At 60.3% G+C, this 15,934-nt stretch carries 14 protein-coding genes; 13 read left to right on the plus strand and 1 reads right to left on the minus strand.

Annotation, left to right across the window (positions count from 1 at the left end; all coding sequences use genetic code 11):
* Position 1: 1 nt before the first annotated feature.
* The 9 genes from AC19YQ_RS20010 to AC19YQ_RS20050 all read left to right on the plus strand — a co-directional run bounded on the left by AC19YQ_RS20010 (position 2) and on the right by AC19YQ_RS20050 (position 8,666).
* Positions 2–568 (plus strand): GNAT family N-acetyltransferase, encoded by a 567-nt coding sequence (locus tag AC19YQ_RS20010; RefSeq protein ID WP_500595763.1) that lies wholly within the window; start codon positions 2–4, stop codon positions 566–568.
* Between the two features lie 568 nt (positions 569–1,136).
* Positions 1,137–2,153, plus strand: a complete 1,017-nt coding sequence (locus tag AC19YQ_RS20015) for an iron ABC transporter substrate-binding protein (protein ID WP_500595764.1) — start codon at positions 1,137–1,139, stop codon at positions 2,151–2,153.
* A complete protein-coding gene (locus AC19YQ_RS20020) occupies positions 2,154–3,746 on the plus strand; it encodes an ABC transporter permease (protein WP_500595765.1) in 1,593 nt (530 codons plus the stop codon).
* Positions 3,743–4,795 (plus strand): ABC transporter ATP-binding protein, encoded by a 1,053-nt coding sequence (locus tag AC19YQ_RS20025; protein WP_500595766.1) that lies wholly within the window; start codon positions 3,743–3,745, stop codon positions 4,793–4,795. Before AC19YQ_RS20020 ends, AC19YQ_RS20025 begins: the two co-directional genes overlap by 4 nt.
* Positions 4,796–4,873: 78 nt before the next feature.
* Entirely contained in the window at positions 4,874–5,638 is a 765-nt protein-coding gene (locus AC19YQ_RS20030; RefSeq protein ID WP_500595767.1) for a COG4705 family protein, read from the plus strand.
* A 29-nt stretch (positions 5,639–5,667) separates the two neighbouring features.
* Complete coding sequence (locus tag AC19YQ_RS20035) at positions 5,668–6,102, plus strand: hypothetical protein (RefSeq protein WP_500595768.1); 435 nt, start codon at positions 5,668–5,670, stop codon at positions 6,100–6,102.
* A 90-nt stretch (positions 6,103–6,192) separates the two neighbouring features.
* Positions 6,193–6,858, plus strand: coding sequence for a response regulator transcription factor (locus tag AC19YQ_RS20040; protein WP_339475791.1), 666 nt, complete (start codon positions 6,193–6,195; stop codon positions 6,856–6,858).
* Positions 6,834–8,189, plus strand: coding sequence for an ATP-binding protein (locus AC19YQ_RS20045; protein WP_500595769.1), 1,356 nt, complete (start codon positions 6,834–6,836; stop codon positions 8,187–8,189). Before AC19YQ_RS20040 ends, AC19YQ_RS20045 begins: the two co-directional genes overlap by 25 nt.
* A 36-nt stretch (positions 8,190–8,225) precedes the next feature.
* Positions 8,226–8,666 (plus strand): EamA family transporter, encoded by a 441-nt coding sequence (locus tag AC19YQ_RS20050; protein WP_133079246.1) that lies wholly within the window; start codon positions 8,226–8,228, stop codon positions 8,664–8,666.
* An 87-nt stretch (positions 8,667–8,753) separates the two neighbouring features.
* Here AC19YQ_RS20050 and AC19YQ_RS20055 read toward each other — a convergent pair whose 3' ends face one another.
* Positions 8,754–10,037 carry a hypothetical protein gene (locus AC19YQ_RS20055; RefSeq protein WP_500595770.1) on the minus strand — a complete coding sequence of 428 codons (1,284 nt, stop codon included), beginning with the start codon at positions 10,035–10,037 and terminating at the stop codon, positions 8,754–8,756.
* A gap of 448 nt (positions 10,038–10,485) precedes the next feature.
* Between AC19YQ_RS20055 and alr the strand changes: the two genes are divergently transcribed.
* The 4 genes from alr (at position 10,486) to AC19YQ_RS20075 (ending at position 15,933) form a co-directional block, all read left to right on the plus strand.
* Positions 10,486–11,715 (plus strand): alanine racemase, encoded by a 1,230-nt coding sequence (gene alr / locus AC19YQ_RS20060; protein ID WP_219262741.1) that lies wholly within the window; start codon positions 10,486–10,488, stop codon positions 11,713–11,715.
* A 212-nt stretch (positions 11,716–11,927) separates the two neighbouring features.
* On the plus strand, positions 11,928–12,440 hold the full coding sequence (locus AC19YQ_RS20065) for a sigma-70 family RNA polymerase sigma factor (protein ID WP_500595772.1): 513 nt from the start codon (positions 11,928–11,930) through the stop codon (positions 12,438–12,440).
* Entirely contained in the window at positions 12,437–13,408 is a 972-nt protein-coding gene (locus tag AC19YQ_RS20070; RefSeq protein WP_500595773.1) for a DUF4880 domain-containing protein, read from the plus strand. The genes AC19YQ_RS20065 and AC19YQ_RS20070 overlap by 4 nt, the downstream gene beginning before the upstream one ends.
* A gap of 113 nt (positions 13,409–13,521) precedes the next feature.
* Positions 13,522–15,933 carry a TonB-dependent siderophore receptor gene (locus AC19YQ_RS20075; RefSeq protein ID WP_500595774.1) on the plus strand — a complete coding sequence of 804 codons (2,412 nt, stop codon included), beginning with the start codon at positions 13,522–13,524 and terminating at the stop codon, positions 15,931–15,933.
* Position 15,934 lies beyond the last annotated feature (1 nt).

Raw genomic sequence — 15,934 nt, forward strand, 5'->3', positions numbered from 1 at the left:
GATGACCGACACACCGCAAATGCCCCAGATTCACACCAGCCGCCTCTTGCTCAGACCTTTTACGGAGCAAGATTTCCCGGCTTTTCTGGGCTATCACTCACTGCCAGAAACTTACCGCTACCTGTTTAAGGTGCAACCTGACCCACAGGCCATCAGGGAGCGCTTCGAGCGCGCCTTGAACCCCCAGGCGGAACATGACGGGGATGAAGTGCGCTGGGCCATAGTCAAGCATCCAGAAGGAATCCTGACCGGTGAAGTGATGATTCGAATGACCAGCAAGGCGTCCGGACAGGCAGAGATCGGTTGCATATTCGCCCCGTCATTTCATCGGCAAGGCATCGCATCGGAAGCGTTGACAGCGTTGATTGGCGTGGTTTTCGAACACTACGACTTACATCGCTTGTATGCGTCCATCGATATCCGCAATACCGGCTCATACACCCTGTTCAGCAAGCTGGGGTGGAAACAGGAGGGTTGCCTGATTGAAAGCCAGTGGGTCAACGGCGAATGGACCAGCCGGTACATCTACGCCATGTTGGCTCGCAACTGGCAGGCCTCAGGGGTTTAGAGCGAGGCTGACTTTACGACTGTTGCGTCGGGGTGCCGCATCACGCCGATCGCAGCCTCGCACGGCTCGTCAGCGACTACAGATTCGTCACCATCTCCGTGTTGTAGTCGCTGACGAGTAGTACGAGGCTGCGATCGAGCGCGAAGCGGTCGCAAAACCGGTACTCGCGGTATGCCTGATTAACCGAGGAAGCCGACATTACGACTGCTGCGTCGCAGTGGCGCACCAAACCGGACGCAGCCTCGCACGGCTCGTCAGCGACTACAGATTCGTCACCATCTCCGTGTTGTAGTCGCTGACGAGTAGTACGAGGCTGCGATCGAGCGCGAAGCGGTCGCTAAACCGCAACACGCGGGATACCTGATTAACCGCAGATGCTGACGTTACGACCGCCGCACAGCAAAAATCCCATCACATCTATTAACCATTTATTTGACGTTTTTTTCTCATTCCCGGTTCTACATTCGCCGCGCCTGAGCATGCTAATGATTCCCATTGATTCTGGAGCCATTACGCACTGCCTTCGTCGTCTGCCGCGCGCACATCATAAAAACCGGAGTTGCACATCATGGTCAGCCGTATCCCTTCTTTGTTTAAAACCGCCCTGTTAAGCGCTGCATTGATCAGCGCCGGACACGTCACCGGAGCAAACGCCGACGACGGCATTGTGGTCTACAACGCCCAGCACGAAAGCCTGACCAAATCCTGGGTCGAGGGGTTCACCAGGCAAACCGGGATCAAGGTCACCGTGCGCAACGGCGACGACACCGAGATGGGCAACCAGATCGTCCAGGAAGGCAGCGCCTCACCCGCTGACGTGTTCCTGACCGAAAACTCCCCGGCCATGGTTCTGGTGGATAACGCCGGACTGCTCGCGCCACTAGCCCCCGCCACTCTCGAACAGGTCGGTTCTGCCTATCGTCCGGCCCAAGGTAAATGGCTGGGGATTGCTGCAAGGTCCACGGTATTTGTGTTCAACCCGAGCAAGCTCCCCGCAGCCGAGGTGCCTGCGTCACTGCTTGACCTCGCCGCTCCCGCCTGGAAAGGCCGCTGGGCCGCGTCGCCTGCAGGGGCCGACTTCCAGGCCATTGTCGCCGCCGTGCTCGAACTCAAGGGCGAAGCCGCCACCCTCGACTGGCTCAAGGGGATGAAAGCCAATGCCGCCATCTACCGTGGCAACAGTGCAGTGCTCAAGGCCGTCAATGCGGGCCAGGTCGACAGCGGCGTGATTTACCACTACTACAGCTTCGTCGATCAGGCCAAGACGGGCGAAAACAGCAAGGACACCACCCTGCATTACTTCAAGCACCAGGACCCGGGCGCCTTTGTCAGCATTTCCGGGGGCGGCGTACTGGCGTCCAGTAAGCACCCGGAGCAGGCCCAGGCGTTCCTCAAGTGGATCACCGGCAAGGACGGTCAAGCGGTTCTCAAAGAGGGCAATTCGTTCGAATACGCCGTGGGCCAGAACGCCCCGTCCAACCCGAAGCTGGTGCCGTTGACGCAACTTGATGCCCCCAAGGTCGATGCCTCTCGCCTGGACAGCAAGAAAGCCGTGGCCCTCATGACCCAGGCCGGACTCCTCTAATTGTTGCCTGAAACCCTGCCGGCGGGCCTTGGGCCCGCCCTTTGCGCATCACGCTCACGCCGCCGCTTGTTGAGCCGCTGCGGCACCTGGGTGACGGGGCTGGCGGTGCTGGTGTCGCTGCTGTCATTACTGCCGATTGCCTTTGTGATCGGCGTGTCCTGGCACGTCGGCTGGGAGCAGATCGAAGCGCTCGTGTTCAGACCACGGGTAGGCGAACTGCTGGTCAACACGGTATTGCTGGTGCTGATCACCCTTCCCTTGTGCGTGCTGCTGGGCACAGCCCTGGCCTGGCTGACCGAGCGCAGCAACCTGCCCGGGCGGCGCGCATGGTCATTGCTGGCCGTTGCACCCCTGGCAGTGCCTGCCTTTGTGCACAGCTACGCGTGGGTCAGCCTGGTGCCATCGATTCATGGATTACCGGCCGGGGTGCTGGTCTCGGTCATCGCCTACTTCCCTTTTCTCTACTTGCCGGTCGCCGCGACATTGCGTCGACTCGATCCCGCCATCGAAGACGTTGCCCAATCCCTGGGGCTCAAGCCCTGGACCGTGTTCTGGCGCGTAGTGGTGCCCCAATTGCGCCTGGCCATTTGCGGCGGCGCGTTGCTGGTGGGCCTGCATCTGCTGGCGGAATACGGCCTGTACGCGATGATCCGTTTCGATACCTTTACCACCGCGATCTTTGACCAGTTCAAATCCACCTTCAACGGACCGGGGGCCAATATGCTCGCGGCGGTTCTGGCGCTGTGCTGTCTGGCGATGCTCACCGCCGAGTCTGCCGCCAGGGGGCATGCCCGCTACGCCCGCGTGGGCTCGGGCAGCGCCCGCGAACAGCGGATCGTGCCCCTGGGCCGCCCCGCCACACTGCTTGCCCTGGGTCTGTGCAGCGCGACCTGCCTGCTGGCGCTGGGTGTCCCGTTGATGACCCTCGGCAAATGGCTGATCGCGGGAGGAAGGGAGGTATGGCACTGGAGCGATCTGCTCCCGGCACTGGAGCAGACCCTGTTTCTGGGGGTGGCGGGCGCCTTGCTGACCACCTGTGCGGCGGTGCCGATTGCCTGGCTGTCGATTCGCGCCCCCGGACGCCTGCAACGCCTGCTGGAAAGCTGTAACTACATCACCAGCTCATTGCCCGGCATTGTGGTCGCGCTGGCGCTGGTAACTGTGACCATCCACTTCGCCAGACCGATCTATCAGACCACCCTCACCGTGCTGCTCGCCTACCTGCTGATGTTTATCCCCCGGGCACTGGTGAGCCTGCGCGCAGGCATTGCTCAAGCCCCCGTTGAACTGGAGAACATGGCCCGCAGCCTCGGCCGCTCCCCGGCCCGGGCCTTGTGGCTGATCACCCTGCGTCTCGCCGCACCGGGAGCGGCCGCAGGCGCCGCGCTGGTGTTTCTGGCCATTACCAATGAGCTGACCGCCACCCTGCTTCTGGCGCCCAACGGCACTCGCACCCTGGCGACCGGTTTCTGGGCCATGACCAGTGAAATCGACTACGCGGCGGCAGCGCCCTATGCACTGATCATGATCCTGCTATCACTGCCGTTGACCGGGCTTCTTTACCATCAATCCAAACGCACGGCTGGCCGATGAACGCTCTCGAACTCAACGCGATCTGTAAAACCTTCGGCTCTCAGCGCGCCCTGGACAACATCACTCTGGCGGTGCCCTCCGGCAGCAGAACAGTCATTGTCGGGCCGTCCGGCTCAGGCAAGACCACCCTGCTGCGCATGATTGCCGGCTTTGAATCACCCGACTCCGGCAGCCTCTCGCTCAACGGCAAGGTCCTCCTGGACAGTACCCGGAACGTCCCTGCCCACCAGCGCCGGATCGGATATGTGCCACAGGATGGCGCCCTGTTCCCGCACATGAACGTGGCCGCCAATATTGGTTTTGGCCTGGCAACCAAGGGCCACGCCAGAGATGAACGCATCGCCGAACTGATGGACAGCGTGGCCCTGGACTCAAACATGGCCACGCGCTGGCCCCACGAATTGTCTGGCGGGCAGCAACAACGGGTGGCGCTGGCCCGTGCGCTGGCGCAACAGCCCAGCCTGATGCTGCTGGATGAACCGTTTTCAGCCCTGGACACCGGGTTGCGCACCGCCATGCGCAAAATGGTCGCACGCTTGCTGGCAGATGCAGGGGTTACAGCGATTCTGGTGACCCACGATCAGGGCGAAGCCCTGTCTTTTGCCGATCAGCTCGCGGTGATGCGCCAGGGTTGCCTGGTGCAGGCCGGCCAGCCGATGGCGCTGTACCTGCACCCCAGGGACGAGCAGACCGCACTGTTCCTCGGCGAAGCCGTGCTCATACCCGCCAGGATCGATAATGGCTGGGCCGAGTGCGACCTGGGCCGGATTGCTGTCAACCATCAGGGCCGCAGCAAAACGGCGCAGATCATGCTCAGGCCCGAACAACTGCAGGTCAGCCCGGCATCCCCGGATGGCACAGGCTGTAGAGGGGTGGTCACCGAGCGCGATTTTGGCGGCAATACCTGCACCCTGAGCGTCACATTGGTGGCAGGCACACTCGAGCCGGGCCGGTCGTTACCGGTGCATTGCCCGGGTTTGATGGCACCAGCCATTGGCAGCGCGGTGCAACTGACCACTGTGGGCCGGGCCCATGTTCTGAAAAGTTGAGCGCCCTCAGTCTCAGCTAAGTGTCGTGCCGTACCTTTTGTCCTGCGCCAATGACCGCGCATCACAGAGGTTACGCAAATGAATGCCACTGCAGCCCGATGGCTGAACAAGGTGCCCGAGGTGACGCTGTCATTCTGGGTGATCAAGATCATGTCCACGACCGTGGGCGAAACCGGCGCCGATTACCTGGCCGTTGACGCGGGCTTCGGCGCGGGCTGGACCAGTATCGGCATGGCCGCACTGCTGGCAATTGCGTTGTTCTGCCAACTGCGCACCAAGGCCTACACCCCGTGGATCTACTGGCTGACCGTGGTACTGGTGAGCATCGTCGGCACGCAAATCACCGACATCCTCACCGACAAGCTGGAGGTGAGTCTGTACACCAGCACGGCGATTTTTTCCGGGTTGCTGGCGATCAACTTCATGGCCTGGTACCGCACCGAACGCAGCCTGTCGATCCGCGAGATTGTCACGCCCAGGCGTGAGTTGTTCTATTGGACCACGGTGCTCTGCACATTCGCCCTCGGCACGGCGGCCGGTGATCTGGCAACCGAAGCCCTGGGCCTGGGTTTCACCCTCGGCGCGGTGATCTTCGCAGGCTTGATTGCCCTCACCCTGGTGGCCTGGCGCATGGGTGCCAACCCCGTACTGAGCTTCTGGATTGCCTACATCCTCACTCGACCATTTGGTGCTTCGCTGGGCGACTTGCTGACCCAGGCCAAAACCTATGGCGGCCTGGGCATGGGTGCCACCTGGACCAGCGCCCTGTTCCTGTGCGTGATTGTGCTGCTGGTGGCCGCCGCCCAGTTCAATGCGAACAACCGCAAAGCCGTTACGGCCTGAACCTTTAAATTTCCATCAAGGACATCACCATGCGCCACCCTCAAACCCTGATTCGTCGTATTGGCATCGTTTCCTCAATCCTGCTGCTGAGCATCACCGCCGGTTGCTCAAAACCTGCCGACAAACCGGCCGACCTGAGTGCCGCCACCTCCAGCACATACAGCACGACGGGCTCGAAGCTGGGCGACCTGTCACCTTTTCACAGCATCGCCGCTGACGTCAGCGCACGGGTCGCCAACAATGATCTGTCGGGGGCGAAAACCCGTATCAAGGACCTCGAAACCAGCTGGGACTCTGCCGAAGCGGGGATCAAACCCCGGGCTGCCAGCGACTGGCATGTGCTGGACAAGGCCATTGACCACGCACTGGATGCCCTGCGTGCCGACAGCCCGAGCACGGCCAAGTGCAAGGCGGCCATGGACAACTTGCTCAAGGCATTTGACTCGATGAAAGGCAATTCCTGAAGCGTCGGGCGGACAAGCCACGGCACAGGTGCTTCAATACAGGCGCGACGGTGAAAACCGGCGCGCCTGTTTTATTTTCCGGAGCGGCACATGCGCATATTGCTGGTCGAAGATGATCCCATGATTGGCGATGCTATCCAGGGCGCACTCACGGACGCCAGTTATGCAGCGGACTGGGTGAAAAACGGCCTCAAAGCCCTGAGTGCACTGGAAACCCAACGCTACGACATGGTGCTGCTGGATCTCGGCCTGCCCGGCAAGGATGGCTTTGAAGTCCTGGCCAGCATTCGTGCCCGCAACAACCCGGTGCCCTTGCTGATCCTCACTGCCCGGGACAGCCTCGACGACCGGCTGCGCGGCCTGGACGGCGGAGCCGACGACTACCTGCTCAAACCCTTCGACATGGCTGAACTGTTGGCGCGCATGCGTGCGGTCCTGCGGCGCAAGGATGGCAACGCCCTGCCCCTGCTCAGTAACGGTGTGGTGTCCCTGGATCCGGTCTCCAAACTGGCCACTACCGAGACTCAAGGCGGCGTCGCCCTTTCCAGCCGCGAATTCGCCCTGCTGCAGGCGTTGCTGATGCGTCCGGGAGCGATTCTGTCGCGCAGTGAACTTGAAGATCGTCTGTATGGCTGGGGCAACGAAGTCGAAAGTAATGCCATCGAGTTCCTGATTCACTCCGTGCGCCGAAAATTGGGCAGCCACATCATCAAGAACGTCAGGGGAATGGGATGGATGGTTTCAAAAAACGCTTGAGGGAGTCGGTTCAACTCAGGCTATCGGCGGCACTGTCACTGACCATTGTGCTGGTGGCCGTGATCGCCAGCGTGTTTGCCTTTTTCTCGGCCCTGGACGAAGCCCACGAGTTGCAGGACGAAAACCTGCATCAGATCGCCCTTCTGTTCGATCGCCAGCAAATGACCCTGCACTACCCTCAGGGCCTGGGCCCTGCGGGGGATGACGAAGAGTCCCGGGTGATCATTCAATACCTGGTCGATGGTAAAAAAGCCCCGGGCAATACCGACGACGCTCTGCCGTTGCCATTGCCCACCACCCTGGCCGATGGCCTGTCCACGGTAGACGTGGGCGGCGAAGCCTTTCGCGTGCTGGTCAGGACCACCGCCAACGGCGAGCGCATTGCCGTCGCCCAGGAGGTCGATGCCCGCAACAAGGACGCCCGCGAAAGTGCCTGGCGCAGTGTGTTGCCCTTCCTGTTTTTGTTTCCTGTGCTGCTCCTGGTGGTCAGTGACCTGGTGCGCAAGCTGTTTCGGCCCATCGCGACCCTCGCCGCACAAATCGACCAGCGTGCCGAGCAAGCATTGCATCCCATTGACGAGCAGCATCTACCCACTGAAATCCGCCCGTTTGTGGTGGCCATCAATCGCCTGCTCGCCCGCGTGGAGCAGTCCATGGACAGCCAGCGGCGCTTTGTCGCCGACGCCGCCCACGAACTGCGCTCGCCCATGACCGCTCTGTCACTGCAGGCCGAACGACTGGCCGCGACCCAGATGCCGGAGCAGGCCCGCGAACGCCTGGAACCCTTGTCCCGAGGGATTGAGCGCAGCCGGCAACTGATCGACCAGTTGCTGAGCCTGGCCGCCGCACAATTTACCGCTGAACGCCCAAGCACCCGGGTTTCAGTGCATGACGTGTTTCGCCGGGTGCTGGAAGACTTATTGCCCCTGGCGCAGCGCAAGCAACTCGATATCGGGGTGGAAGGCGACGAAGATGTGCAGCTCATGATCAATGACATGGACCTGTTTACCCTGGTCAAAAACCTCACGGACAACGCCATTCGCTACACCCCGCCAGGGGGCAGGGTCGATCTTGGCGTGGAGCTGATCCACGGCAGCGTACGCCTGTATGTCAAGGACACCGGGCCGGGCATTGCCCTCGACGAACAGGCCCGCATCTTCGATCCGTTTTATCGCAGCCTGGGCTCCGGCGAAACGGGCTCGGGACTGGGGCTTTCGATCGTCAAGGCCATCGCCGGGCGTATCGGCGCCAGGGTTGAACTCACGTTTTCGGATAAGCTCAACCACAGCGGCTTATGGGTTTCGGTCTGGCTGAAAACCGACATGCACTGACCCACAACCAGCGTTTCTGACCCTTCAGGTAAATTTATGGGCACTTCGTTCTATTCAAGCTGGACATTCTGGGCGCTGCTGTCGGCCGTGTTCGCTGCCATGACGGCCATTTTCGGGAAGATCGGCATCACCGGGATCAACTCCGACTTCGCCACGTTGCTGCGTACCGTGGTGGTGTTGGTCAGCCTGGCGTTGATCCTGTATGCGACCGGCCAATATCAGTCCCTGGGCTCGATATCGGCCCGCAGCTATGTATTTTTGGTGTTGTCGGGGCTTGCCACGGGCGCGTCGTGGATTTGCTACTACCGCGCCCTGCAACTGGGCCAGGCCTCATTGGTTGCCCCCGTGGACAAGCTCAGCGTGGTGATTGTTGCCGTGCTGGGGGTGACGCTGCTGGGTGAAAAGCTCGATATCCGCCAATGGGCAGGGATCAGCCTGATCACGGTGGGCGTGGTGCTGCTGGCGTGGCGCCGCTAACCTGCCGCTACGCCACCCCGCAAGACAGATCGCTGCGCTCCTCTTCGCAGCCTTGGTGGCTCGGTAGCGACTGCAATGGGCAGAGCCTCACCGGATTTCACTGTCCCAGATCACGGCGATATTGCCTTTGTAGGTGCTGCCCGAATGGGCATTGATCATATTGGCAACCTCCTCGCGCTCAACCTCAAAATGCAAGGCCGCGCGGCCATTGTCTACGTAGCGGCTGGGCGAGAACTGCTCCGCAATCGTGCTCAGCAGTCGGCGGTTGACCGCCTGGCCCGCCGCATCGTTCAAGCCAGCGGGCAAGGTCACTCGCGTCTCCACCGCAACGATATTGCCCGCAGGATTTTTGATTCCGCATTGCATGGCCACGGGGTATTCGCATTGCAGTTCAATGCTGAACGGGGTGGAAGACCAAATACTGAAGGGCTGATTAGCCTTGAGTGCTTCAGGCCGACGCCCGTTGTCCAACCATTGCTGCCAACCGCCTGCCGGGTTGAGAACGACACGATCGTAGCCCGCCGGATACTGGAATTTCAGGGTGTGCTGGACTTCAAGGGTGAGATTGAAAGTGACGCTGGTTTCGGAGGTGGACAGGTTGTCGCCAAAGTCGAAGTCACCGCCCGGGCCAACCGCGTAAGTGATCGAGCCTCGGTAAATGCCCGTCCCCATACTCAGCGGGTCAGGGGCGGTCATCAGATAAGCAACGCTTGCATTGCGCAGTCTCAGCCAATCGATCTCATACGTAGGTGACTTTGCACAAGGTGCTTGCACCGGTGTAAACCAGAAAAAGTTAGCGTCCGCCCAGGAAGACCCCAACGCTACTGCTCGTATGCATGGAGACGCCGTACTTCCCCCCCATCCCCCGCCGCTCCAAAGTAAATTGTGAGCGTTAGCCGATACTGTGGGCATCACGGGCACATCAGCAAGGATCAGATGAAGATCTCGGGTCCGTATCGTCCCGCTAAAGGCCGTAATGGAAAACTCCACATCAACACTTTCACCTGTGTCGTTTGTAACTCGAATGTTTCTGACACCAGCCGGAACCTTGATCATTGCTCCAGCCCTGATGTCAGTATGGTTAGCCAAAATCGGAAACTGGGTCAGGGGCTCAAATCCAAGAGAAATACTAAATAGATTTCTCGGATTGCAGATATTGGGATACTCATTGCACAGTCCCGTATTAGGTGTCGTATTTTTAAACTTGTTGACGGTTGGATTGACCGGATCGGGGGCAAAAACAGCGAAAATCTCGACCACCCGGGCATTGGCTTGTAGCGCTAACAGCCCGGTCACAAGTGCCAGACAACCCCTGAATAAAAAATGCGCAAGCACTTGCCCATTCGATGGGGCTTTTGGGGAAACATTCATTGAAAGTTTTACACCTTGTCTATCATGGGATCTTCAATCAGCTTGATCCCACTACTTCACTCGAAGTTAGCTGGCGCTGATAAAAATTACAGTTTTAAAACCGCCATGCTGTTGCCCTGCATCCTCGAGAGTGTGCTCATTTGACTATGCGTCTGCAGGCGCGTTTTGCGGTCGATGATCCGCACTTCGGCAGTCACTGGCGGGAAAAATGACCAGGGCGTTTTATAGAGACAAACTATTCCCGCATCCATAGTTTTAAGCTGATGTCGCCGTAAGAATTCACTTACAGGAATTCCACGAAATTACGTTGGGCGTGGCGCCGATAAGCCTGACACGACACTTTCAGACAGATCCGCGGCCGAGGGAGTGACATTTCCTACAGGCCGATTCTAGTATGGCCGCGCATCACTCCCCGCCCCATAAAAAAAAACGTATGGAAACTCTGAAAATGCCCTTCACCCGTACCCTTCTTGCCCTCTCTTTGGGCATGGCTTTACTGCAAAACCCGGCCTTTGCTGCGCCGCCCCTGTCGATGGTCGACGGCGTTGCCCAGGTCAACACACAGGACAGCAATGCCTGGGTCGAGATCAACAAAGCCGCGTTCGAAAACAACATTCGCGTGCTGCAAACCACCCTCGCCGGCAAGTCGAAAATCTGCGCCGTGCTCAAGGCTGATGCCTACGGTCACGGGATCGGCCTGCTGATGCCATCGATCATCGCCATGGGTGTGCCGTGCGTGGGCGTCGCGAGCAATGAAGAAGCACGCGTCGTGCGTGAAAGCGGCTTCAAGGGCCAACTGATTCGCGTACGCACGGCGGCATTGAGCGAGCTGGAAGCGGCATTGCCGTACAACATGGAAGAATTGGTGGGCAACCTCGATTTCGCCGTCAAGGCCAGTCTGATCGCCGAACAGCACGGTCGTCCGCTGGTGGTTCACCTGGGGCTGAACTCCAGTGGCATGAGCCGCAACGGCGTGGAAATGACCACGGCTGAAGGCCGCCGCGATGCGGTCGCCATCACCAAAGTACCGAACCTAGAAGTGCGGGCGATCATGACCCACTTCGCGGTCGAAGATGCCGATGACGTGCGCGCCGGTCTCAAGGCGTTCAACCAGCAGGCGCAATGGTTGATCGACACGGCCCAGCTTGATCGCAGCAAGATCACCCTGCACGCAGCCAACTCGTTCGCCACCCTTGAAGTGCCCGAGTCGCACCTGGACATGGTCCGCCCTGGCGGCGCGCTGTTCGGTGACACCGTGCCATCCCACACCGACTACAAGCGCGTGATGCAGTTCAAATCCCACGTTGCTTCGGTCAACAGCTACCCCAAGGGCAACACCGTCGGTTACGACCGCACCTACACCCTGGGCCGCGACTCGAAACTGGCCAACATCACCGTGGGTTACTCTGACGGCTACCGTCGCGCCTTCACCAACAAAGGCATCGTGCTGATCAACGGGCACCGTGTGCCAGTGGTGGGCAAGGTCTCGATGAACACCCTGATGGTCGACGTCACCGACGCGCCGGATGTGAAGAGTGGCGATGAAGTGGTGCTGTTCGGGCATCAAGGCAAAGCCGAAATCACCCAGGCAGAAGTTGAAGACATCAACGGTGCACTGCTGGCGGACCTGTACACGGTGTGGGGCAACTCCAACCCCAAGATCCTGACCGACAAGTAAGCCGCCTGTAATCGCCTGTAGTCGCTGACGAGTAGAACGAGGCTGCGTCCAGTTTGGTGCGCCACTGCAACGAAGCCGTTGTAAAACCCGCCACCTGGATTCACGATCGCAAACCTCGTCACTCGACACACCCAGCAACATTCCCGAGCACACGCTAATGAGAAGCGCTATCATTGCCATCCTTGTCAGTGTCTGCTCTGGAATTGCAATCGATGCTCACGCCCCCTTCTTCCACACGCTGTGCCCTGGGTGAACTCTACGTTCAGCACCACGGCTGGGTGGTGCAATTGCTGCGCCGCAAACTGGGCAATCAGGAGCAGGCGCTGGATCTGGCTCAGGACACCTTTTTGCGGATGCTGCGCACTGACACGCCACCGGTGTTACGTGAGCCCCGTGCGTACCTGACCACCATTGCCAGCCGCCTGTGCGGCCAGTATTTTCGCCGCCAGGCACTGGAGCGGGCGTACATGGAGTCGCTGGCAGCCCTTGAGCCAGAGCATGTGCCCTCCCCTGAGTCACGACTGCTGGTGCTCGAAGCCCTGGACGCTGTCGGCCAGGTCCTCGATGGCCTGGGCACCCGGGTGCGGGAAATCTTCTTGCTGTCGCAGCTGGACGGCCTGACCTACCCGCAAATTGCCACGCACATGGGCCTGACAGTCAACGTCGTGCAAAAAGCCATGCTCAAGGCTTATCGTCACTGTTACAGCGCGGTCTACGCCGGGTGAACCGGTTTGAACCCTGCAATGCCCAGCGCCTGGACCATGATGTGGTCGAGCAGGCCCTGCAGTGGATGGTTATCGTGCAATCGGGCGTCAGCACCGAAGCCGAACGTCAGGCCTGCCAGCACTGGCGCACGCAATCTGCGCAGCATGAGATGGCCTGGCAACGGTTGACCGGGCTGAACGCTGATTTTCGCGACAGTACCCGCATGCTCCCCGCCGCAGGAGCGCGTACGTTGTTGCGCTCACGCCATGCCACATCGCGACGCACACTGCTCAAGGGGTTTGCCGGTCTAGGGGTGGCGCTGGCCACGGGCTTCAGCGTGCGTGAACGGATACTGCTGCCGGAACTGTTCAGCGACTACCGCACCGCCACCGGTGAGCGCCGGCAATTCTCCCTGGCCCGGCAGGTCGAGATGACGCTGGACACCCACACCGCCCTCGATGCCCGAACCACGGGTACCGGTACCGACCTGACGCTGAACCTGGGCCGCGTACTGATCACTGGGGCCAACGTCTGCCTGAGCACGGTCCATGGCCGGGTGCTGCCAGCGGCCCGCTCACGCCTGGTCATCAGCCAGAACCTGCCCGGGATCGACGGCACCCGGGTGCAGGTACTGACCGGCAGTGCTTCGATCGAGCTGGCACGGGGTGACCGTTTCAACCTTGGCGCCGGTCAACAATTGACGTTCGACCGCCATGGCGCCGGACCTTGCAGCCAGGTGTCGGCCGGTGCCGATGCCTGGGTCAATGGCCTGTTGATCGCCGAGCGCATGCCACTGTCCCAGGTCATTGCCCAGCTCAACCGCTATCGACCTGGCGTGGTGCGCTGCGACCCCGCGGTGGCCGCCTTGCAGGTGTCGGGGTCGTTCTCCATCGACCGTCCAGACGCCAGCCTCGACCTGCTCACCCACGTGCTGCCGATCCGTGTGCAACGTGTTTTCGGCTACTGGGCCAACGTCGTCCCTGCCTGAAGATTTTTTATTTTCAGCACAGGCGGCAGTTTTTCCCATCTGGTGCATCAAGTTCAGGGAAGACGCTGATTAACAGCGCAATGCCTACCCTTCTCACACATGGACAGTTTTTTATGCACAGCCGACTTACCCCCCTTGCCGGTGCATTGCGCACCCTTGTATTTGGTTTATCCATTGCCACGGCCAGCCACGGGGCATTCGCAGCACCGGGCAGCGAGCACGCCTACCGTATCGCACCGGGCAGTCTGGACTCGGTGCTGGGCAGCTTTGGCCAACAAGCCGGCGTGATGATCACCGTTGATTCGACGCTGACCACCGGCATCCACAGCGACGGCCTGAGCGGCAGCTTTGACGTCGGTGAAGGCTTGCAGCGACTCCTTGAGCCTCTGGGCCTGCAAGCGGTCCGAGAAGGCGACGGTTACCGCGTTATTGCACGGGGGCCCCAGAACAACGGCCAACTGGAGTTGCAGGCTACCCAGGTCACGTCCAACCAGTTGGGCACCATCACCGAAGGCAGCGGCTCCTACACCCCCGGCACCATCGCAACGGCCACCCGCATGGTGCTGACGCCGCGGGAAACGCCGCAGTCGATCACGGTGATCACCCGTCAGCACATGGATGATTTTGGCCTCAACTCCATCGACGAAGTGATGCGCCACACCCCGGGCATCACGGTGTCGACCTTTGACAGCGAGCGCACCAACTACTATGCCCGCGGCTTCTCGGTGGAGAACTTCCAGTACGACGGCATTCCCACCCTGCGCAACTCGGCCTATTCCTCGGGGCAAACCCTGAGCGACATGGCCATCTATGACCGGGTGGAAATCCTCAAGGGTGCAACCGGCCTGCTGACTGGCGCAGGCGCGCCGGGTGCGACGATCAACCTGATCCGCAAGAAACCGACCCGCGAATTCAAAGCCAGCATCGAGGCAGGGGCTGGCAGCTGGGAGAACTACCGCACCCAAGTCGACGTCAGCGGCCCGCTCACCGACAGCGGCAACCTGCGTGGCCGGGCCGTGGCTGCCTATCAGGACAAGAACTCGTTCATGGAGCGTTACGAGCGCAAGACCGGCGTCTATTTCGGCACTCTGGAAGCCGATCTGAGCGATGACACCCTGCTGACCGTGGGCTTCGATTATCAGAACAACGACCCCCATGCTTCGGGCTGGTCAGGCAGTCGCCCGTTATTCGACCGCACTGGCGAACGCATCGACGTGAAGCGCTCGTACAACAACGGCGCCAACTGGAGCCGCTGGGAGCAGACCACCCAGAGCGTGTTCGCCACCCTGGAGCACAGCTTCGCCAACGCCTGGGTCGGCAAGGCGCAGCTGACCCATCAGGTCAACAGCTACGATGCCCCGCTGGGTTCGGTCATGAGCGGGCCATTCCCTGCCACCGGCCTGTCATCGATCTATGCCAACAAATTTACCGGCAACACCCGCACCGACGCCGCCGACGCCTACTTCAGCGGCCCCTTCAGCCTGGCCGGCCGCGAACATGAACTGGTCATCGGAGCGTCGGCCTCCACCGCCCACTGGCAAGGCAAGGACTACGGCAACCCGACCTTCCTCAGTGCCAACGTGATTGATTTCTGGAACTTCGATGGCAAGACCACGGAACCGAACTGGGGCGCACCCACCCAATATAACGACACCACCACGCGACAAACCGCAGGCTACATCAGCGCCCGTTTCAACCTGACCGATGAGCTGAATCTGTTGCTCGGTACACGGGTCGCCAATTACTGGCTGACCGGCGATTACGACATCACCGAAACTGGCCGGCTGGTGCCCTATGTGGGCGCCACTTACGACCTGAACGACCATTTCACGGCGTATGCCAGCTACACCGACATCTTCATGCCGCAGACCTACAACCGTGATCGCAAGAACAAGGTACTCGAGCCGGATGAAGGCAAAAACTACGAAGTGGGGATCAAGGGTGAATTCTATGGTGGCAGGCTGAACACCAGCCTGGCCTATTTCGAGGTACATGAAAGCAACCGTGCCGAGCCGGATGCTGAATACAACGCAAATCCGACCAACCCGTCGATTCTCTATGCATCAATCGGCACCAAGGCCAAAGCCAAGGGTTTTGAAGCCGAAATGTCCGGTGAACTGGCGCCTGGCTGGCAAGCGCAGGCCGGTTTTACGCACAAGGTCATCCGTGACAGCGAAGACAAAAAAATCTCCACCTGGGAGCCCGAGGACCAGTTGAGCGTGTACACCACCTACAGGTTCAAGGGGCCGCTGGACCGCTTGACCATCGGCGGCGGTGCGCGTTGGCAGAATCGCAGCTGGCAGAACATCTACAACCGCGCCAGGGACCAATACCAGGACTTTAGCCAGGATGCCTACTGGCTGGTTGATGCGATGGTCCGCTATCAAGTCAACGAGCACCTCTCCACCACACTCAACGTCAACAACCTGTTCGACAAGGAGTACTACACCAACATCGGCTTCTATAACACCGCGTATTACGGCGACCCGCGCAATGTGATGCTCAATACCCGCTGGGATTTCTAGG

The sequence above is a fragment of the Pseudomonas sp. MF06569 genome, assembly GCF_059862735.1.

Bases quoted from the DNA above. Each gene is read 5' to 3' on its own strand.
- AC19YQ_RS20010 (WP_500595763.1), top strand. From the start codon at position 2: ATGACCGACACACCGCAAATGCCCCAGATTCACACCAGCCGCCTCTTG.
- AC19YQ_RS20015 (WP_500595764.1), top strand. From the start codon at position 1,137: ATGGTCAGCCGTATCCCTTCTTTGTTTAAAACCGCCCTGTTAAGCGCT.
- AC19YQ_RS20025 (WP_500595766.1), top strand. From the start codon at position 3,743: ATGAACGCTCTCGAACTCAACGCGATCTGTAAAACCTTCGGCTCTCAG.
- AC19YQ_RS20030 (WP_500595767.1), top strand. From the start codon at position 4,874: ATGAATGCCACTGCAGCCCGATGGCTGAACAAGGTGCCCGAGGTGACG.
- AC19YQ_RS20035 (WP_500595768.1), top strand. From the start codon at position 5,668: ATGCGCCACCCTCAAACCCTGATTCGTCGTATTGGCATCGTTTCCTCA.
- AC19YQ_RS20040 (WP_339475791.1), top strand. From the start codon at position 6,193: ATGCGCATATTGCTGGTCGAAGATGATCCCATGATTGGCGATGCTATC.
- AC19YQ_RS20045 (WP_500595769.1), top strand. From the start codon at position 6,834: ATGGATGGTTTCAAAAAACGCTTGAGGGAGTCGGTTCAACTCAGGCTA.
- AC19YQ_RS20050 (WP_133079246.1), top strand. From the start codon at position 8,226: ATGGGCACTTCGTTCTATTCAAGCTGGACATTCTGGGCGCTGCTGTCG.
- AC19YQ_RS20055 (WP_500595770.1), bottom strand. From the start codon at position 10,037: ATGAATGTTTCCCCAAAAGCCCCATCGAATGGGCAAGTGCTTGCGCAT.
- alr (WP_219262741.1), top strand. From the start codon at position 10,486: ATGCCCTTCACCCGTACCCTTCTTGCCCTCTCTTTGGGCATGGCTTTA.
- AC19YQ_RS20065 (WP_500595772.1), top strand. From the start codon at position 11,928: ATGCTCACGCCCCCTTCTTCCACACGCTGTGCCCTGGGTGAACTCTAC.
- AC19YQ_RS20075 (WP_500595774.1), top strand. From the start codon at position 13,522: ATGCACAGCCGACTTACCCCCCTTGCCGGTGCATTGCGCACCCTTGTA.